14 protein-coding genes are annotated in these 19,473 nt (G+C 50.6%); 12 read left to right on the plus strand and 2 right to left on the minus strand.

The features are described from left to right. Nucleotides 1-166: 166 nt before the first annotated feature. The 5 genes from ACZ52Z_RS04180 (at nucleotide 167) to ACZ52Z_RS04200 (ending at nucleotide 4,876) form a co-directional block, all read left to right on the plus strand. A complete protein-coding gene (locus tag ACZ52Z_RS04180) occupies nucleotides 167-1,120 on the plus strand; it encodes an NAD-dependent epimerase/dehydratase family protein (protein ID WP_464269500.1) in 954 nt (317 codons plus the stop codon). 12 nt (nucleotides 1,121-1,132) lie between these two features. Then, complete coding sequence (locus ACZ52Z_RS04185) at nucleotides 1,133-2,368, plus strand: aminotransferase class I/II-fold pyridoxal phosphate-dependent enzyme (RefSeq protein ID WP_464269501.1); 1,236 nt, start codon at nucleotides 1,133-1,135, stop codon at nucleotides 2,366-2,368. A 278-nt stretch (nucleotides 2,369-2,646) separates the two neighbouring features. Beyond that, nucleotides 2,647-2,904 (plus strand): hypothetical protein, encoded by a 258-nt coding sequence (locus tag ACZ52Z_RS04190; protein ID WP_464269502.1) that lies wholly within the window; start codon nucleotides 2,647-2,649, stop codon nucleotides 2,902-2,904. Between the two features lie 338 nt (nucleotides 2,905-3,242). Beyond that, complete coding sequence (locus tag ACZ52Z_RS04195; RefSeq protein WP_464269503.1) at nucleotides 3,243-3,815, plus strand: hypothetical protein; 573 nt, start codon at nucleotides 3,243-3,245, stop codon at nucleotides 3,813-3,815. Between the two features lie 260 nt (nucleotides 3,816-4,075). Beyond that, nucleotides 4,076-4,876 carry an aminotransferase class IV gene (locus ACZ52Z_RS04200; protein ID WP_464269504.1) on the plus strand — a complete coding sequence of 267 codons (801 nt, stop codon included), beginning with the start codon at nucleotides 4,076-4,078 and terminating at the stop codon, nucleotides 4,874-4,876. Nucleotides 4,877-5,049: 173 nt separating this feature from the next. Here the strand turns inward: ACZ52Z_RS04200 and ACZ52Z_RS04205 are convergent, their stop codons facing one another. Both ACZ52Z_RS04205 and ACZ52Z_RS04210 read right to left on the minus strand, forming a co-directional pair. After that, complete coding sequence (locus tag ACZ52Z_RS04205; RefSeq protein WP_464269505.1) at nucleotides 5,050-6,711, minus strand: IS1634 family transposase; 1,662 nt, start codon at nucleotides 6,709-6,711, stop codon at nucleotides 5,050-5,052. A 159-nt stretch (nucleotides 6,712-6,870) separates the two neighbouring features. Continuing rightward, complete coding sequence (locus ACZ52Z_RS04210) at nucleotides 6,871-9,153, minus strand: bifunctional diguanylate cyclase/phosphodiesterase (RefSeq protein ID WP_464269506.1); 2,283 nt, start codon at nucleotides 9,151-9,153, stop codon at nucleotides 6,871-6,873. A gap of 687 nt (nucleotides 9,154-9,840) precedes the next feature. Here ACZ52Z_RS04210 and ACZ52Z_RS04215 point away from each other — a divergent pair. From ACZ52Z_RS04215 to ACZ52Z_RS04245, 7 genes are all read left to right on the plus strand, one after another. After that, nucleotides 9,841-11,043 carry an efflux RND transporter periplasmic adaptor subunit gene (locus ACZ52Z_RS04215; protein ID WP_464269507.1) on the plus strand — a complete coding sequence of 401 codons (1,203 nt, stop codon included), beginning with the start codon at nucleotides 9,841-9,843 and terminating at the stop codon, nucleotides 11,041-11,043. Further along, on the plus strand, nucleotides 11,040-14,117 hold the full coding sequence (locus tag ACZ52Z_RS04220) for an efflux RND transporter permease subunit (protein WP_464269508.1): 3,078 nt from the start codon (nucleotides 11,040-11,042) through the stop codon (nucleotides 14,115-14,117). The genes ACZ52Z_RS04215 and ACZ52Z_RS04220 overlap by 4 nt, the downstream gene beginning before the upstream one ends. Then, on the plus strand, nucleotides 14,114-15,733 hold the full coding sequence (locus ACZ52Z_RS04225; protein ID WP_464269509.1) for a TolC family protein: 1,620 nt from the start codon (nucleotides 14,114-14,116) through the stop codon (nucleotides 15,731-15,733). Before ACZ52Z_RS04220 ends, ACZ52Z_RS04225 begins: the two co-directional genes overlap by 4 nt. Nucleotides 15,734-16,109: 376 nt before the next feature. Then, a complete protein-coding gene (locus ACZ52Z_RS04230; protein ID WP_464269510.1) occupies nucleotides 16,110-16,937 on the plus strand; it encodes a phosphate ABC transporter substrate-binding protein in 828 nt (275 codons plus the stop codon). A 66-nt stretch (nucleotides 16,938-17,003) separates the two neighbouring features. Further along, nucleotides 17,004-17,822: a PstC family ABC transporter permease gene (locus ACZ52Z_RS04235; protein ID WP_464269511.1), complete on the plus strand. Its 819-nt coding sequence runs from the start codon at nucleotides 17,004-17,006 to the stop codon at nucleotides 17,820-17,822. Nucleotides 17,823-17,843: 21 nt separating this feature from the next. Continuing rightward, nucleotides 17,844-18,719, plus strand: coding sequence for a PstA family ABC transporter permease (locus tag ACZ52Z_RS04240; protein WP_464269512.1), 876 nt, complete (start codon nucleotides 17,844-17,846; stop codon nucleotides 18,717-18,719). Nucleotides 18,720-18,765: 46 nt separating this feature from the next. Continuing rightward, nucleotides 18,766-19,473, plus strand: a complete 708-nt coding sequence (locus tag ACZ52Z_RS04245) for a phosphate ABC transporter ATP-binding protein (protein ID WP_464269513.1) — start codon at nucleotides 18,766-18,768, stop codon at nucleotides 19,471-19,473.

A 19,473-nucleotide genomic window follows, 5' to 3' on the forward strand; every position in this document is an offset into this window, starting at 1 on the left:
CGTTACAAGGAGAAACGAAAAGGGTGCTGCATTTGCTTTGTACCAGGCCATACGGTATACTTTTATGCAGACACAGGGGGAAGCTCCCATAAGGTTTCTCCGGCGCACACTGTAACGTTGGTATTTTCTCTCCCCCCCTTAAACCGGAAGAGGCAACGGCCTACAGATGAAGCGGATACTGCTCACCGGTGCCACCGGCCAGATAGGTACTGAACTGACGCCCTTTTTACGCGAAAAGTACGGCGACGAGTATGTTGTTGCTGTTGGGCATAGACGTCAACCTGCCCCCCTGCTCAAGTCGGCAGGGCTCTATTTTTCCGTGGATATCCGCGACAGCCAAGGGCTGGACGCCATCGTGGCAGCCAACGGGGTGGACACGATCATTCATTTGGTTTCCCTGCTTTCTGCCACCGCAGAGTCCCAGCCGCAACGCGCCTGGGACATCAACATGAACGGCTTGATCAACGTCCTGGACATAGCCCGCCGTCGGCAATGTGCCGTCTTTTTTCCCAGCTCCATCGCCGCGTTCGGTCCATCGACCCCTCCTGACAATACCCCTCAGGACACCATTCAACGGCCCAACACCATTTACGGGATTACCAAGGTCTCTGGTGAGCTGTTATGCGATTACTCCTACCAGCGTTTTGGCGTTGATACGCGTGGTGTGCGCTTTCCCGGCCTGATCTCGCACAAGGCAATGCCCGGGGGAGGCACGACCGATTACGCGGTGCACATCTTTTATGCCGCTCTGCAGGAGCAGCGGTATGACTGTTACCTGCGGCCCGATACCCGGCTCGATATGATGTACATGCCCGATGCACTTGCAGCAATCCACAAGATAATGGAGAGCGATCCCGCACTTCTTACCCACCGCAACGGCTTTAACATCACTGCAATGAGTTTCACTCCGCAACAACTTGCCGAGGAAATAAAAAAACACATCCCAGGCTTCACCATCAGCTACACTGTTGATCCGGTACGACAGGCTATTGCCGATTCCTGGCCGAGCCAAATGGATGACAGCGCTGCCCGCAGGGAGTGGCAATGGACGCCTCAATATGATCTGGCAGCAATGGTACAGGAAATGCTGGACAAACTATCCACACACACCTCCACTTGACGGAAGCAGCGAATGTCCCTACAGCATATCGAGCCGATGTTTACCGAGCAGTTAGCGCTATTGGACAGCAAAGGGGTACGCAAAGGAAATGAGCAGACTATTGTTGGTATTGAACCACCTCGTAATGGCCTTGGCCCCCGATACATGCTGGCAGGAACAACTGAACGTCTCTTTTTACGCATGAATGCCAACAGTTATCTCGGGCTGGCATCCCATCCACAAGTGATCGAGGCCGAGAAAACGGCTGCCGAGCAGTTTGGTTGCGGTCCTGGAGCTGTACGCTTTATCAGCGGTACCTATGGAATACACCATGAGCTGGAAACGGCACTCGCAGATTTTCACGGTCGCCAGGCAGGGATGCTTTTCAGCTGTGCCTATGCTGCGGTAACCGGTATTTTACCCCAGCTTATCACACCGCAAACCCTGGTTATCAGCGACAGCCTCAATCACAACTGCATCATCAATGGCATTCGACTTGCCCAGCCGATGAAAAAAGCGCTCTACCCGCACCTGGATATGAATGCGCTTGCCACCCTGCTGGAAACCAATCAGGGAAGCTGCCAAAGGGTGGTAGTGGTGACCGACGGCATCTTCAGTATGCGCGGCGATCATGCACCGCTGGATGCAATCACGGCCTTGTGTCAACAGTATGAAAACGGCTACCAGGAAGGGATCATAACCGTGGTCGACGATTCCCATGGTGTAGGGGCCTTTGGCAAAACCGGTCGCGGCACAGTGGAGTACACCGGGGCAAGGGCGGATCTGTACATTGCCACCCTGGGCAAGGCCATGGGAGTAAATGGCGGGTATGTGGTCTCCAGCCAGACGGTGGTAGATTTCCTCAGGGAAACCTCCCCATTCTACATCTATTCTAACCCCATTACTCCTGCGGAGGCAGCCGCCGCCTTGGCAGCTCTCCGTATCCTCAACAGTGAGGAGGGGCTTGGGCTGCTGCAAAAGATACGTAACCTGGCCACGCGCCTCAGGGAGGGACTGGGGCATCTTGGTATCGAAACCATTCGGAGCGATCACCCGATCGTGCCCCTGCTTATCCGAGACACAGCAAAAACCGCTGACCTCGTGCACCACCTATTTGAACACAATGTGCTGGCAACAGGGCTCAACTATCCGGTGGTGCCTAAAGGGGAAGAGGAAATACGGCTACAGGTTTCGGCAAGCCATACGGTAAAGGATATGGAGTATCTCCTTCAGGTGCTGGCCGGTTTCTCGGGAATACTACCAAAATAAAGGACAAAACTGACACTATTACCTTTTTTGGCGCCCACGTTATACTCTCCTCCTTTATTGCATCGTGAGGAAAACCCGCGCAAACATAAATCTTGGTTTTAAACACCACCTTGGCCAAAAGGTAAGCATCCTCACCCCTCACCGGCGAGTTAAAAGGACCCTCAACCCCCACCTTCGCGTTCCTCAGTCTTGCTATGTTCCTTTCTTTACACACAATGTTTACACTTAAGAGAGGCACACATCGATCACATAGCGTTACAGAGACTAAAGAGGTACCGATGGGAACGCACAGGGAAGTAATTAAACTCTCCATCAAGCAAGAATTTTTTGAGCAATTCGGCAGGCAGCAGGCTAGAGCAGGTGATGCGCTGTCTGTTGCGTGGCTTTATGATGATTTTCTGCCAACCCTCAGTAAAAAAGAACTTGTTGCATTGGAAGAAATACTCGCGGAAATGGTCAATGAGGGAATCATCGAACATGTCAGGGAAAAGCGCTCGACTTATCGATTGACCTCTAAAGGTGCAACTCTATTGTGAGGGTGGAATGACCAGGGAACGACGACCCACCACCACCCTCCTGTGCACCGGTGTCAGGATAGCCGTTTTTTTCCCCTATGTCTTTATTCCTGTCACGTGCGGTTTTTTCACTTAAGAACAGAGACGTGGGCAAAGGCAGACTTTGTGCCGGCACAGAGTATGTCAAGAGAGAGGTATTGACCTACACCAATAAACCAGTAAGATGATGTTTTGCAATTGTGTCAGTCAGGTTCCTCTATCGAGAGGTCCTGGGAGACGGAAACAATCAACAGTGTACATTGAGGTAATCTTGAAGAATGCAAGATGGCCTGAAACATTCTGGTAAGGAACGGTGAATTATGCACGAGGGGAATTTGGGGCATGAAATTGATAGCAACTCTGCAGAGCTGTTAAAAAAATGGCAGAAACAGGCTGACTCGCTGAAAAAGAAGCACCCGGATTGGAGCACAGCTATGGTTGAGGAGGAGGTGAAAAAACAGATTATCCGCGATGCACAGACGGCCATCGCTCCAAAGAGCGGTAAAGAGTACATACAAGAGCTGAATGCCCAGCTCAAGGAAATGGAGGAGGCCCGAAACAAGGCGATAGACAGCATCATGACCTATATGGGAAAAACCAGTCCCGATGCAGTCGGCACGGTTCTGTTCGAACTCGATTGCGGATGTATCAGAGCCTGTGCGGTCTCAACCGAAGGGTACCCCATGGGAGAGATGATCATGGTCTCCGGAAAGAAGGTGGATGCGGATTTCGAGTGCGATATCTGCCGTGAGGATGGAGGTGCCAATCCTGAGCGTTGCATCAGCAAAGCAATAATTTGGCCGGGAGAAGAATCTGAAATGCCGTCCGAGGAGTTTAGGCTGTCCATCGGCAAGAAAGTATTTGGTGATGACTACTCCGTAGACGACATATAAATGGACAGTATAACCTGGACACTGGTACGATCACGTATTGTATTCCGCTCCACCATCACATTACAGCCTTGCTGTTGATCGGGGGAAGCAACCAAAGCACATTGCAGGTTGCTGGTTGCGCTCCTTCATACCGTAGGCTGAACAACCTCAAATGTGCACGAGTTATCAGCAGGTGTGCAACGGATGAGGGGGGGGAATCACTTGAAGCCCAACCTGTGTGGTAAGCAATAAGGTAAAATAGCCGACAAGCCCTCTTAATTATGTATAAAAATATTGGTACACACTATATACACAATGGCCGCATTCTCCCCTCTGCGACATTTCATCAACTAAAAAGCGATACCATTATATACGAGGTAATGCGGGTCATCCAGGGACATATTCTCTTTTTAGAAGACCACATAGAACGCTTAGAGCATTCCCTTGACAGGGTCGGATTTAAAGTCGACACAGAAGATATACAAAAACAACTGCTGACCCTTGTATCAGTGCATCCAACGCTTGACAAAAACATCAAACTGGACATTGAGCAAGATAATTACCAACTCTATTTTATTGAAAGTCATTATCCTGAAAGAGAATTGTACCAGACAGGTGTGGCAACGACTGCGGTTAAGTTAGAGCGAAGCAACCCAACGGTAAAGCACCTGGACATGGATTACAAAAAATATATTGCACAAATTAAGAATAACACTTTTTTTGAAGTACTTTTAATCAATAAAAATAATAAAATAATAGAAGGAAGTAGTTCAAATTTGCTTTTTTTAAAAAACAACACTCTCTACAGTGCACCACTCGATACAATATTGACTGGGATCACATTTAAAAATGTGATCACCCTCGGCAAAAAACTTGGTTTGCAAGTGCAGTATAAAAGCGTCGACATGGGTGAACTGGATGAAATGGATGGTTGTTTTTTGACGGGCACATCCCTGGGGGTACTGCCTATACAATCAATTGATCATCATCTCTATGATTCAGCAAAGCAGCCTGTTGTATTGAAATTAATTCAGGCATATAATGCCTTGTCAGGGCCAGCAGACGAACGCGAAACATGCTGAAGGATGAAGCCCCTCCTGCTTGTATTCTGACGCGGCGCTGAACGACGATACAACCATTTCTACCAGTTATTGCTTTTCACTTGTCAAACTGGGGTTTAAAATTCAAAATCAACACCTCGGCGCTAAGCCTGCTCCCGCGGGCCTTGGCAAAGGACGCTGTTTTTCGCGTGTGCCTACGTTATTGCAGTACCGTTTTTAACAATTTTTATGCCGAAAACCGTGTGAAGTCGGTCAATTGCAAGGCAGCTTAGTATGGACTCCGCCCCCTTGGGTAGCTCATTTAATTGGTAAAAACTGTGATCTGGTGTGGCGAACTCCGTTGCCTGTATTTTAGACGCAACCCGTCTAATCTGTGACCAGGGTTTTTTGCATTTCAGCTCCGCTATCCGCTCTACGAATAGTGCCAACACACATATTTTTACATGGGCTTCTATTCGCCTTTCAGCCCAATGGTACATTGGCATCATTTTGATCTGCGTACGCTTAAGTGAGCGGAAGCACCGCTCAATGACCATCAGGCCACGGTAACCATAGGCCGCATCCTCAAGGCTCAGGTGGATGTCGTTGGTTTCCAGTACCCACTTGCCATCATACTTTGCCGGAGCCTTTATGGCTTTACGGTCGATCCGGACGGTGCCCTTCTCAGTTATGGTCAGGTATCTTTTGTACCTTCGAGAACCCAACAGGGCTATAGCCCATTTCCTGGTTGCACTCTTGTCTTTGTGCTGCTTGAGTTCCCATTCAAGCATGGCAACAATTTTTTCTCGGTGGGTGGCCTGCCGTCTGGCCTCCGACGGATTATAACAGACGATATATCGCTTGCCGTTGGCGAGGTTCACCTCTTTGGCATGAAGATTTTCAGAGAATTCCCTGTAACGACCTGGCTGCGAAAGAACTGTTTCCTTAACCTCCTTGACACTGGCCATCCTGGTGGCAAGCAGATATGTGCCGCAGGCCTTAGCCAGTTCCTTTCGATTCCCTTCGGAGTTCATCCCGGAATCAGCAACGAACAGCGCCCTGCCAAGATTCCACCCTCGAAGATCGCTTTTTATGGTCTCGACAGTACTGACGTCAGCAGTATTGCCGGGGAATACCCAACTTCTCACAGGGATACCCTCTCGAGTAACAGCCAGGGCGACAACGACCTGAGGCGCCCATGTCCCTTCTTTCGTATGACCATACTGCCGCGGGCCTTCCTCATCCTCATAATCAATGGCAAAAGATGCTGTAGTGGTATCATAGAAGATGAGATCCACCGTCAGGTTCAGCAGGTTGGCCACATTGTAAAAGATCTCCCGCTCTACCTTATCCGAATGGCTATGGAGCAAGTCCATGGCCTCATACATGTGATGCAGTTGCAAGCTGTCACACCCTGGCAGATATACAGTTTCAAGCCACCTGTCCCAAACACCAAGTTTTGATTCCGGAGTACACAGTCGATTGGCAACCATGGCAAGCAGGGCTTTTTCATAGGGAACCTGCTTCTTTTTGGCAACCTCCCTGAATATTTTGCCGATACCGTATTGCTCCCACAGTTCCTCGATGATTTTAACTGTACCGAAATCGACGGTCCGGAGGATCTTGACATCTTCCGGTAAGCCGCCTTTGCGCACTTCACCGTCCAGAGGATCAATAACCTCGACGCCGCAGACTCTGGCAACGGATCGGCATAACCGCACCAAGGCTTCACGGTCCAACTGGTCTGCCCGCCCGAAGCTGTGGATAATTTTAGCAGTCACCTTACCGGTGACCGGATGCCGTTCGTTATGGGCCAGCTGGTAGTATTTTGTTACCGAGCCGTCTTTGTTCTTTCGTTGAGTAGTTCGCAAATACATGATTGCCTATCATGCTAAATGCGTATCCCCAACCTGTCAATAAAAAACTACTCAAACGTGTGCCTACAGGTTTTGACCAAAATCAGGAGACTTGAAAGTGCAACATGCTGATATTAGGTGATTTTATTTTTCGACTGCAGTAAAACGTGCCTACAGTTCTCAAACTAAAGTCAAAGCAGGTTTTCCAGCAGCCTCCTTGCCTCGGAAAAACTCCAGCAGCTGATCATATTTCATCGGCCGGGCATAGTAATACCCCTGGAACTGGTCACAACCAAAAACTTTCAGCAGTTCTTCCTGCTGTTGGCTCTCAACACCCTCGGCAAGTACATCAAGATCAAGGTTTTTGCCGATGGCGATAATATTGCGTATCATCGGCGTGGACGAATCGTCATTGACCATACTGGTCATGAAGCTCCTGTCGATCTTCAGTTCATCAATCGGCAAGGTGTTCAACATGCTGAGTGACGAGTACCCCGTGCCAAAGTCATCCATGGAAATACGCAGTCCCAGATCGTGAAGTTCCCCCAGGAGAGGCAAAATGTAATCGACATCCTCAATAAAGAGGCTTTCTGTGATCTCCAGGCACAGGCTATCGTGGGGCAATCCACTCCTATCAATCTCCTCTTTGAGCGTACCTAAAAAATCGGCCTCCATAAACTGCTTCACGGAAATATTAATTGAGGTCTGATAAGTGATACCGAGTGCTTTTTGCAGGGTGCTCATTTCGCGCAGGGAAGTCTGCAGAATAAACAGGCCCAGTTTAATCATCAGCCCGGAGGATTCAGCTACAGCGATAAACTTGTCAGGCGGGACAAAGCCGAGGTTTTCATCCTCCCAGCGTATCAATGACTCTACCCCGTACGCCCGGCCACTATTGTCGATCTGAGGCTGATAAACCATATAAAGTTGCTTTTTATCAAGCGCCTGTCGGAGCGCCTGCTCCAGGGCGACATCCTCAAGATATCTGTCCAGCATAGATAAGTTATAGTGGCAGACATTGTTCTTCTGCTTTTTTGCCTCATACATGGCTATATCAGCAGACCGCAAAAGCTTGTCCAGGTCTGAACCATGTTGGGGGTACTTTGCAATACCGACACTTACCCCAATAATAAAGCTGAGCTGATCTATCGTATACGGTCGGGACAGTTCATCTATGATACCCTCTGCGTGCTTTTTCAGTTCCTTATCATCGTCACCGTAGCTGAGGATTACGAACTCGTCCCCTTCCTGGCGAACGACAATACTGCTCTCAGGCACGATCCTTTTCAAGCGAAAGGCCATATCGATCAATACTTGATCGCCGAACCGATGACCATAGCTGTCATTGATCTTTTTAAAGCCATCCATATCCAGGTACAGGATACTAAAGGGCTGAGCCCCCGGATAGATCCAATTATCGATTTTCTCCTGAAGGTACCTGCGATTGGGCAACTGGGTCAGCGGATCATGGGTGGCCTGAAAAATCAGATCGCTGCGACGCTTTGCTTCAGCCTGGGCGATAGAGCGAAAAAGGAGGGCAATAATTGCCAAAACAACAACGAAAATGAGCGCATTGATCTTGAGCGTCTTTAAAAAAACCGCATGAATTTTCGTTCCCTGGATCGAAGAGACTGTCCACAGCTCAAAATAGCGATCATAGCGCAGAACAAACTGTTTAGTCTCACCCTTCACTTTCAAAATGAGGACATGCGGCTTTTCAGCAGCTTTCAGGTCATCAAGCGAGCAATTGTATTTGGCAACGATGCCTTCGAAAAGTTGATTAAGCAGGGCCCTCTCAACAGGATGGTTGTAAATTGTATCAAAGTTATTCTTGTCGCCAGAATAATACTGCACATAGTTATCGAAATCACGAATGAGCATAACCTCGTGATACTTCCCCCAGTGCAGAGGCTGGTCAAAAATTCTTGCCGTGCCCTTGAGACGCAACCCGGCAGTCATTAAACCGACAACGTCCCCCTGCTCGTTAAAAATGGTCCTTCTGATAGGAATCCCCCATTCTCCATAAGCCTGCATAAAATAGGTCCGGCCGAGTACCATCTTGTCCTTTCCCAGGGCATAGAAAAAAGACTCTCTTGTTTTGGGGTTAGTCGGTAAATCAGGTGCGTTAGCGTAATCCAGATTGGAGCTGTAATAGAGAGGTATCCCTTCAGCGGAAACCAGGCCAAAGGCAATATACGAGGGGTTAATAGCGAGAGTATTGTCAAGGATATGGTGACTTTTATTCTCGTACGCTTCTCTGCCCACCACATCCAGCATCATCTCCTGGGTAAAAAAGAGCGAGTTGGCAGCATCAGCAATCAGGTTAACAAGATTGACCTGGCGATCTTCATAATCCTGGTGAACGCTTTTCCACTCCTGGATATGAGCAATGACAAAGGCAAGGAAACTGCTCGCCAGCAGAAAAATAAACAGTGCCCATATGTTTCCTTTGAGTGAAGTCATTGATCAACTTGAAACAGAAAAGCCTGGGGACAGACGATACATTAAACGCTTCCAAAGTGGTATTTGATTACACACGCAAAATTTTGATAACTCTATGTATCCAATCCTCAAAGGATATGCTATCAAAACTACTACCTGAGCCAGTGGCAGGGTAAAGTCTGTGCTTTGCCTATTACCTGTTCTCGAGGGAGAAAAAAGTGCCTTGCATGAATCCCAGGTTCACGGCGCGCACAGCGGGCGTCGCATACCTCCACATCTGCCTCGCTGACAGGCGCGCTGGTATACTAAAGTATTATACGTTTTATTACCACATTGTACCTGTAATGTTCTTAAGTGCCCATTGAGGCAGGAAATGGCACTCCATTGTATCGAGGTCACTGCTCAGTTCAGGACATACCCCCGCCCAGGCACGGCGTTTTTTTTATCCGTCTGTCTCTGAAAGCGCCAGCGTGAAAACACGACTGCGCTCAGGGTAGTGCACAAAGCAGGGTGTACTTCTTCTGATGCTTACAGGGGTTCTTCTGCTTTTATGCGTTGAGGCAATGCTTCGCCTTTCCTGAAAGGAGAGGAAAACGAGAATATTTTTTTCTTTGAATTTGTTTTCCTGTACTGGTTGAATTGTTTACTATTGGACAAATATTCAGCTTCCGTTGATCTCGAAGCTCACTTCTCCAAACAGGATTGTTCATGCCACAACCCAAGGCCGTACTTTTAATGATCGCAGGAGGGATCGCCGTTCTCGCTCTGGGAATTTTTGCTGTCACCCAAGGAATAAACAGTACTTCCAACGAATTCACGAAAAAGAAAATCAACCGTATCGTGCCAGTGGAAGTCGCCACCGTGCAGCGTGGGCCTCTTTCCTTTTATCGAACGTTCAGCGGGACCATTGATCCTCGAGCCCAGTTCGCCGTTGCCCCAAAAGTCAGTGGTCGAGTTCAGCGACTGCTTGTTGATGTATCTGATACAGTGGTTCGCGGACAGATCGTTGTGCAGATGGAGAACGCCGAATTCGAACAGGAAGTAGTAGAGGCTGAAGCCCGCCTTGCCGTTGCCAAAGCAAATCGAGATGAAGCCGTAAACCGTTACGTCATAGCCAAACGCCAACTTGATCGGGCCAAAGCACTCCATACAAAAGGTATCGCATCTGAAAGTGCCTATGATACTGCCCAGGCACAGTTTTTAACCGGCCAGTCAGCGGTCAAAGTGGCTGAGGCAAATCTCAAACGAGAAGAAGCACTGTTACGAGCAGCCAGCATACGTCTGGGCTACACCCAGGTAAAAGCAGATTGGCAACAGGGAGACGATGAGCGAACCATAGCAGAACGTTTTGTTGATGAAGGGAACACGGTGGCAGCCAATACTCCCATCCTCTCTATTGTGGAAATAGATCCTGTTATCGCAGTAATTCAGGTCACTGAGAAAGATTATCCGCTCATCAGGCTCGGCCAGAAGGCAAAGGTGCAGGCTGATGGTTACCCGGATACAGTGTTTACTGGAACCGTTTCGCTTATATCCCCTGTTTTTCAGGAGTCGTCCCGCCAGGCAAAAATGGAGCTTGAAATCGCCAACCCTGAACATCTGCTCAAACCTGGGATGTTTACCCGGTGCACCTTGGAACTCGATCGGGCCGAGGACGCAGTCAGCGTACCTGAAATGGCCATCACCAAACGCAACAATCAACTCGGCGTCTTCCGGGTTGCAGAAGACGCCACCTCGGTAGAATGGGTCGAAGTAACACCGGGATTTACAAGTGGTGATCAGGTGCAGCTTATCGGCTCCAAGCTTTTCGGCCAGGTGGTCACTTTGGGCCAGCAGTTCATCGAGGAGGGGGCGAAGGTCCGAATTGTATCGGAGGCTGCCACTCAACAGGGTGGAGAAGAACTTCAGTGAATCTGCCTCGCATCAGCGTCCGCCGGCCTGTCTTCACCTCCATGGTTACCCTGATTGTGATCATACTTGGCCTCAGCTCTTTTAGCCGCTTGCAGATCGACTTGCTGCCAAATATTGAAATGCCCACCCTTACCGTCCGTACCGGCTACGAAGGCGCCAGCCCAGTTGTGATGGAGCGGCTGGTCACGCAGATAGTGGAAGAAATTGTAGCAACCGTGCCTGGAGTGGAAGAACTGACGTCAGAGTCATCGGAGGGTAGCAGCAGCGTCAGGGTCCGTTTTAACTGGGGCACGGACATTGATACAGCAGCCATTGATGTGCAGTCCCAGCTTGAGGACGAAATCAACGAATTACCCGACGATATCCAGCGACCACGGGTAAGCAAGTTTGATGTGGCAAGTTTTCCGGTCGTCATCATGGGTATTTCCAGCCCTATGGATCCGGTTGAGCTTACCCGGATAATTGAGAATCAGCTGCGATTTCGTTTAGCGCGAATTCCAGGTGTCGCCCAGGTCGATACCTGGGGCCAGTACAGCAGAGAAATCCGCATTGAACTTGATCCTGCTAAGATCAACGCACTGGGCATACCGTTCAACGACATCCTGAGTGCTCCCCGCGATGCCAATCTGGATCTGCCGGCCGGCAGTATCTATGAGGGGAAATATGAGGTTACCCTGCGCGCTCCTGCGGAATTTGTCAATCTGCAGCAAATCCGTGATACGGTGGTGGCAAAACGCCAGGGAGGGTTTATCACCCTGGGACAGATCGGGGAGATTAATGATACGTGGGAAAAACGCACAAGAATCACCCGCCTTAACGGAAATGCCGGCTTGAATATCGCTATTCGTAAACAGCCAAGCGCAAATACCGTGGATGTTGCAGCAGGGGTGCTCAAGGAAATCGAAGCAATCAACCGCGATTTCCCGATGCTCACGGTCGTACCGGTTACCAACCAGGGTAATTTTATTGAACAATCTATCCGCAACGTCGCCCAGTCCGTCCTCTATGGCGGGGGATTGGCGGTCCTGGTGCTCCTTGTATTTTTGCGTAATATCCGCTCCACCATTGTCATAACCGTTGCAATCCCGATTTCCATTATAGCCACTTTTGCCATGATTTATTTTGGTGGCTTTACCATCAACCTGATGACTCTGGGAGGACTGGCTCTTGGAGTGGGCATGATGGTTGACAACTCGGTGGTTGTTCTGGAAAATATTTTCCGTCGCTGTCAGGAGCACCAGGAGTCTGCCCGCATTGCTTCAACCACCGGAGCGGAGGAAGTGGGAACAGCCATTCTTGCCAGTACCCTGACCACGCTGGTCATCTTTGTCCCTCTTGCCTTTGTGCAGGGTGTCTCCGGCCAGCTTTTCAAGGAGCTGGGATTTACGGTAATGTTCTCCCTTACCTGTTCGCTGCTCGTGTCACTCAGCCTGGTACCGATGCTGGCCTCGAAAATGCTGAAAGTGCAGGCAGAAACGGAGAGTAAGGCAGGAGGGCTTTTTGCCTTTACCGGGAACGTATCCCAGGCACTGAATGATGGGTATGCGACTCTCCTGCGTTACTCCCTGCAGCACCGCTGGCTGGTCATTTTCCTCTCAACTGCCCTCTTTGCAGCCAGCCTGCTGCTGCTTCCCCTGATCGGCTCAGACTTTCTTCCTCCCAGCGACGAGGGGGAAGTACGAGTCACAGGAGAAATGGAGGTAGGCACCCGTATTGACCTTGTTGACCAACAAACACGGCTGATGGAAACGATCGTCCTCCCTGCTGTGCCAGAAGCCCTCTCTTCCGTTACCCGGGTCAGTGCTGGCGGGCGCAATGCACGGTCCACCGGCGAAATCAGGATATCACTGACTCCTGCGACCGAGCGTACCCGCTCAAATAGTGAAATTGCAGCCGATCTGCGCACATTGCTGGAGGGGCGTATTCCAGGAATGACCATTCGAACTCGTGCACCCCAGGGACAGTTCATTCTTGAGCGGATACTGGGCGGAGACCAGGGGGTAACCGTTGAAGTTCGAGGTTTTGAGTTGACAACCCTTGATAGGCTGGCTGAACAGGCCGCTCGGGCGATAGAAACAGTGACAGGCATTACCGATGTTGATATCAGTCGAAGCGCCGGTGTGCCACAGCAGGATATACGCATTGACAGGGACCGGGTGGCAGACCTGGGATTAACCCTGCGCGAAGTGGCCAAGACCCTGGAAAGCGCTATGGTGGGCGCCAAGGTGGGAGAATTTCGCTCTGAGGGAAATTCCTCACGTATTCTCATGCAACTCAAGGATGCGGAATCACAATCGCTGGAGGAGATCCTCAACCTGGTGTTCAGTACGCCCAGTGGCGACAAGGTTACGCTGCGCAATCTCGTTGATACCAGAGCCAGCCGAGGTCCTGCCCTGATAGAGCGAAAGGATCAGCAACGGATCGTCTCGGTAAGGGCAAATTTTGAAGGTCCTGATCTGAGTTCGGTTGTGGCAGATGTCCGCAATGCGCTTGGCGAGGTGGTCATACCTGAAGGGTATGAACTTCGGGTTGCCGGCAATATCGAAGAGCAGGAGAAGGCGTCAAGGGAACTTACCGGATCGCTGCTGCTTTCCCTGGTATTGGTGTTCATGGTTCTGGCCTGCCAGTACGAATCATTCCGTGACCCGCTTATTGTCATGGTCAGTGTTCCGCTGGCCTCCATAGGTGTCCTCAGCACCCTTTTTCTCACCGACACCACCTTGAACCTCCAATCCTATATCGGCTGCATCATGCTGGGCGGCATTGTGGTGAACAATGCCATACTGCTGGTGGACCAGGCCGCCAGGTTGAGGGATAGCAGCGGCTATTCGGTGAAAGATGCGGTGATGGAAGCAGGCCGCCGCCGCCTGCGGCCCATTCTCATGACCAGTATGACTACCGTCCTGGCGCTTATCCCGCTGGCGCTTGGAATCGGTGAAGGAGCGGATGCTCAGGCACCGCTTGCCCGTGCAGTTGTCGGCGGGCTTACCGCTTCAACGCTGGTTACTCTGGTGCTGATACCCGTGGTCTTTTCCCTGGTGCACGCTGATAAAGACAACAAGGTGGCTCAATGAGTTCTGCAGGAAGACTGACCCTGCAAATGCAGCAGGTATACGGCTTCGTCATCTGCTGCTTGGTATTCGGCTGCAGCAGCCCTGATCACTGGTACGATATTGAAACACTTTACCAAGACAATGCAACGTTGAAAAAGAGTGCTCCTGTAGATACCAGGCTTTTACCGCAACCGCAGTGGCAGGAAAAATCACCTCTTCCCCAGGTAGAAGATGGGCGTATTGCTCTTTCTCTTGAACAGGCGGTATTTTTTTCGCTGCAGCGTAACCGTGAACTCCAGGTTGAACGGTACACGCCGCTGATAGCGGGAACTTTTGAGCAGATTGAGCGAGGCGTTTATGATGCGGAATTCTTCTCGCTCATCGAATACTCAGAAGAAACCGCCAGCGAGACATCGCGCAGCACAGAAGACAGGTTCAGTGTGGAGGGAGACGATGTAGAGGGGATTGCGGGCCTACGTCAACAGTTACCCAGTGGTACAGCCCTTGAGGCGTCGGTGGGATACGGACGCTCTACATCAAACCGAACGCCGGAGCAGCAGGATGTCCGCTTCGGCCTCAGCGTTACCCAGTCACTTCTACGAGGGTTTGGTCCGGCGGTCAACCTTGTAGGTGTCCGTCAGGCGCAACTGGAAACCCAGGCGTCCCTCTACGAGTTCCGCGGTTTTATTGAAGCGTTATTGGCGGAAGTTGAGATCGCCTATTGGCGCTATGTGCTCGCGACCGAAGGCATTTCCATCCTTGAGGAGTCTCTCCATATAGCCAAAAAGCAACTCAACGAGGTGGAGAGTCAGATTGAGGTTGGTGTGATACCACGCAATTCTGCAGCTGCCACGCGAGCTGAAGTTGCCCGGCAGGAACAGGCGTTGCTCGAGGGTCGCAGTCGGCAGATAGAGCGACGCCTGCGCCTGCTTCGGCTTTTAAATGTCACCGAAAACCAGCATTTTCAACTGCTCATCGACCCAACCAGCCAGCCTCGGATGGATACGACCCCTTTAGGCGATCTTAATGAACGGCTGGAACTTGCACTTCGACTGCGCCCGGACCTCAATGAAGCGCGTCTACGCCACCGGCAACAGAGCCTTGAGGTCGTGCGGACACGCAATGGACTGCTGCCCAAGCTGGACCTCTTTATTGACCTGGGAAAATCCGGTTATGCTGAATCCTTTTCAGCAGCCTGGTCAAATATAGACGAGGAAAATTATGATATGCTCGTCGGCGTAGAGCTCAGCTCATATCTTGGCAACCGAAGCGCGGAAGGCAAACTTCTTGCGGCAAGAGCCTCACGGGACCAGGCGAGAGCGGCTGTCTCGAATTTAGAAAATATGGTGCAGCTCGATGTCCGCCTCGCAGCAAATGAAACTGAACGGACCCGACAGCAAATAGCAGCCAGCGCTGTAACCCGGGAACTCGAAGAGCAGACTCTCCAGGCCGAGCAGGAGCGCTTTTCCATCGGCGACACTACCTCCCTGCTGGTGGCCCAGGCACAGCGCGACCTGCTGGTGAGTCGGCTTGCTGAAATCGAGGCTGTGGTCAACTATCGCATCGCCCTGGTGAACCTTTTTCTTGCAGAGGGAAGTCTGCTTCATCGGCGAGGCGTTCAACTGGATTCCATCTGATCCTTCCCTTTTCTCGGGCCTGGTCAAGCAACCAGAGACCGGCCCCCTTTGACCGCGGCTACTGCGCCAAAAGCCAAACATTTCCCTTCTCTCCGCATGGTTTCCACAAAACACCCGTTCAGGAATTTTTCAGCACCGCAACATACGCCCCCTGCACCTTCAGTAGAATAGCTGGACAAGAACTACATGGAATAAAATGATAGAAAAAACCTATCGCTTGAATAGCGGCTGCCCGTACTACCTATTTGACTATTCAGCACCTCCGTGGTAACACCTAAAAATTCTCAAATTAGACGTAATATTGGCCAGGTACAAGTGCATTGACCGGTACTGTTTCTGGTCGCCAGTTATCAATAGTGTTAAGGAGGAACAAAACATGGGAAACGTGTATAAACTGATGCTGACCATCCTCGTACTGGTCCCGTTTACCACATGTGCTGCAGCCGGTGATCTTGACCCGTTTAAAGGGCAGAGTGGAACAATAAAGATTGCCGGTGGAACTGCCCATATTCCGGTGATGAAAGACGCTGCAAAAATGGTGATGGAGGTTAATCCCGACATCCGCATAACCATTGCCGGCGGTGGTTCCGGTGTGGGTATCAAACAGGTTGGCGAAGGATTGATCGATATTGGCAACGCGGGTCGTAAAGCAACTGAAAAAGAAATCACCGACTATGGACTGGTCATGTACAAATGGGCCATTGACGGTGTCGGAGTTGTAGTGCATCCGAAAAACCCGGTTACTGCACTCACGACGGCACAGCTCCAGGACATCTTTTCCGGCAAGATTACAAACTGGCAAGAGCTGGGAGGAGCCAATCGTGCCATTAACCTCTATGATCGCGATGCCGCTTCCGGTACCCGTGCTGTTTTCTGGAAAAAGGGGTTGAAAAAAGCTGAGGTTTCAGCCAAAGCCAACGTTGTGCCTTCCAACGGTGCCATGAAGACAGCCATTGCCGGCGACCCTTACTCCATAGGTTTTGTGTCTGTCGGACACATAGACCAATCCGTCACACCGGTGACCCTTGATGGTGTTGCTCCTAGCCTTGAGAATGTCAAGAACGGTTCTTTTCCTGTAGCGCGGGGACTCTACTCAAATACAAAGGGCGATGCACAGGGACTGGCAAAACTCTTCATTGACTTCATTTTTAGCCCTACTGGTCAGGATTTGGTGAAAACGAAAGGCTTTGTTTCGGTAAAATAAGGTAATTCTATAGTTTTTGTGTGTAACGCAGCCAAAAGCTTTGAATATGTATGCCGGGTCATGGCGATGGGGAGCGGATTGCTGCTCATCGCTATTTTACTTATGATGGCCCTCCTTGGCTGGCCATTGGTGGAAAGTGGTCGTTTGTTTGCGCTCTTTTCCACGGTTTGGAATCCTCAAGAATATTCTTATGGACTTGTGCCCATGATAGTGGGCAGCTTACGGGTTACGCTCCTGGCGCTATTGTTCAGCCTGCCCATGAGCATTAGCGCCGCCTGCCTGGCAGATACACTGGCCCCTCGCCCTTTACGCCGTCTGCTGCTGATCGCTATTCGTTTTATGGCTGGTGTGCCCACGGTGGTCTATGGCTTTGTCGCTGTTTTTCTTTTAGTACCGTTGATGCGGGAATATATCATACAGGGGTCAGGCTTCTCCATCCTCACCGCGTCTCTGGTCCTTGCCGTGCTGATTGCACCAACCATGATTATTTTTTTTGTCAACGGTATGCAGAGCGTACCGCGGTCTTACTGTGCTGCGGTGGACAGCCTTGGTGCCAGACCGATGCAGAAGCTGGTCTACCTGGTGGTTCCACAAGCCTACCCCACCTTCCTTATTGGTGTTGTTCTCGGGCTTGGCCGTGCCATGGGGGATACCCTGATCAGTCTGATGCTTGCCGGTAACAGTATTGCGCTCCCTGAGTCCATCACTGACTCTGGCCGCACGCTTACAGCGCACATCGCCCTGGTCATTGCTGCCGATTTTTCTTCAATGGAATTCACCACCATTTTTGCCTGTGGCCTGCTCCTCTCCCTTTTTACTGTCTGTCTGATTCTTTCCGTTCGCTTACTTGAACGATTTGGGGCAAGCCATGCCACACGGCGTTAAGGCATTGGACGAGGTTGTGCCATGAATCGCAGTACTGAGCGGTGGCTGGTTGTATGCTGCTGGATACTCGGACTCCTCCCTCTGCTCCTGTTGTTGACAGTAATAGCGTATCTGCTGGTACGGGGTGGCAGTATCCTCGGGCTTGAATTAATTTTTGATGATGTGGCTGTACTTGATGCCCTGCTTGGTCGCCGTCAGGTTTTTGATGGGTTATTCCCCGCACTAATGGGGACCGGCATGCTGGTCCTGCTCGCGCTTGCGCTGGCGATCGTTCCAGGCATCTGCGGTGGAATCTATCTGTCAGAATACAGCTCTCCTGGCCAGCGGCGAGTGCTTGGACTCCTCTTTGATATCATTGCAGGCCTCCCCTCCATTGTTATTGGTTTAGCAGGGTTTGCAGTAACCATAGTACTTCACCGACTTTTTCCGGGCCGCTTCGGACCGTGCCTGCTCTTATCGGCTATGGCTTTGGCTTTTCTCATTGTCCCGTATCTGGTACGGACGACCCAGGCGAGTCTCTCCTCCATTCCCCCTGAATTGCGTCTTACAGGACCGGCACTCGGGGCAAATACCTTTCAAAACATCGTCTATGTGCTTCTCCCAAGTCGCATAAATGACCTTATTGGCGGGATTATTTTAGCAATAGGACGCGCAGCGGAAGACACCGCTGTCATTATGCTCACAGGGGCTGTGGCCTCAGCGGGTATGGTTCGCTCTGTTCTGGAGCAGTATGAGGCGCTCCCATTTTACATCTATTATGTTTCTTCACAGTACAGTGATGCAACAGAACTCCAACATGGTTTTGGTGCAGCCATCCTTCTTTTCACCATCTGCGGTTTGCTCTTCCTGCTTGCTCTATTGCTGGAACAGGGAGTCTCTAAACGGTTGATGAAATGACACGCCTCCGCCTAAGGAGAGGTAAACACACAGGATTGATAAAACCATGTCTCAGGCCAGGACTGCAATCTATACAGAACAGCTCAGTTTTCATTATGGTGGCACGACCATTCTCAAGGAGATCGATCTCGATCTGCCGGCTGGCGAAATAACCGCCATTACCGGACCATCAGGCACCGGAAAATCAACGCTGCTTGGCATTTTCAACAGGCTTTGGGAAGAGGAAGGGGCTGGCCGACTGGAGGGAAAAGTAGCGCTTGCATTAGATGGCGCAATGGTCAATATCTACCAGGATAATTACCCAGTGGACAGGCTGCGTCGCAAAGTGGGCATGGTCTTTCAACATCCCAATCCTCTGCCCATGAGTATCGCAAAAAACCTCGCCTTTCCACTAAGGCTCCTGAATATTCGAGACAAGGACCTGATTGCATCAAAAAGTGAAGAAATGTTGCGTAAAGTTCACCTCCTTGATGAGGTGGGACATCGACTACAGGCTACTGCCACTCAGCTCTCAGGCGGTCAACAGCAGCGGTTGTGCATTGCACGCAGCCTGATGCTGGACCCGGAGATCCTTCTTCTTGATGAACCTACTTCCTCGCTGGACCGCCAAGGCTGCCTGCGTATCGAGGAATTACTCAACGAGCTGCGGAGCACAACAACCATCCTGTTGGTATCGCATTACCAGGATCAGGTACAACGAATCGCTGACTGCTGTTATGAGTTACGAAACACTCAGTTACAGAGAAAGGCATGA

Source organism: Desulfogranum aggregans, assembly GCF_055398265.1.

What these genes read in the sequence shown, in the direction of transcription:
- ACZ52Z_RS04200 (WP_464269504.1), top strand. Translation starts at nt 4,076, where the DNA reads ATGTATAAAAATATTGGTACACACTATATACACAATGGCCGCATTCTC.
- ACZ52Z_RS04225 (WP_464269509.1), top strand. Translation starts at nt 14,114, where the DNA reads ATGAGTTCTGCAGGAAGACTGACCCTGCAAATGCAGCAGGTATACGGC.
- ACZ52Z_RS04210 (WP_464269506.1), bottom strand. Translation starts at nt 9,153, where the DNA reads ATGACTTCACTCAAAGGAAACATATGGGCACTGTTTATTTTTCTGCTG.
- ACZ52Z_RS04245 (WP_464269513.1), top strand. Translation starts at nt 18,766, where the DNA reads ATGTCTCAGGCCAGGACTGCAATCTATACAGAACAGCTCAGTTTTCAT.
- ACZ52Z_RS04240 (WP_464269512.1), top strand. Translation starts at nt 17,844, where the DNA reads ATGAATCGCAGTACTGAGCGGTGGCTGGTTGTATGCTGCTGGATACTC.
- ACZ52Z_RS04230 (WP_464269510.1), top strand. Translation starts at nt 16,110, where the DNA reads ATGGGAAACGTGTATAAACTGATGCTGACCATCCTCGTACTGGTCCCG.
- ACZ52Z_RS04195 (WP_464269503.1), top strand. Translation starts at nt 3,243, where the DNA reads ATGCACGAGGGGAATTTGGGGCATGAAATTGATAGCAACTCTGCAGAG.
- ACZ52Z_RS04180 (WP_464269500.1), top strand. Translation starts at nt 167, where the DNA reads ATGAAGCGGATACTGCTCACCGGTGCCACCGGCCAGATAGGTACTGAA.
- ACZ52Z_RS04215 (WP_464269507.1), top strand. Translation starts at nt 9,841, where the DNA reads ATGCCACAACCCAAGGCCGTACTTTTAATGATCGCAGGAGGGATCGCC.
- ACZ52Z_RS04190 (WP_464269502.1), top strand. Translation starts at nt 2,647, where the DNA reads ATGGGAACGCACAGGGAAGTAATTAAACTCTCCATCAAGCAAGAATTT.
- ACZ52Z_RS04235 (WP_464269511.1), top strand. Translation starts at nt 17,004, where the DNA reads ATGGGGAGCGGATTGCTGCTCATCGCTATTTTACTTATGATGGCCCTC.
- ACZ52Z_RS04185 (WP_464269501.1), top strand. Translation starts at nt 1,133, where the DNA reads ATGTCCCTACAGCATATCGAGCCGATGTTTACCGAGCAGTTAGCGCTA.
- ACZ52Z_RS04205 (WP_464269505.1), bottom strand. Translation starts at nt 6,711, where the DNA reads ATGTATTTGCGAACTACTCAACGAAAGAACAAAGACGGCTCGGTAACA.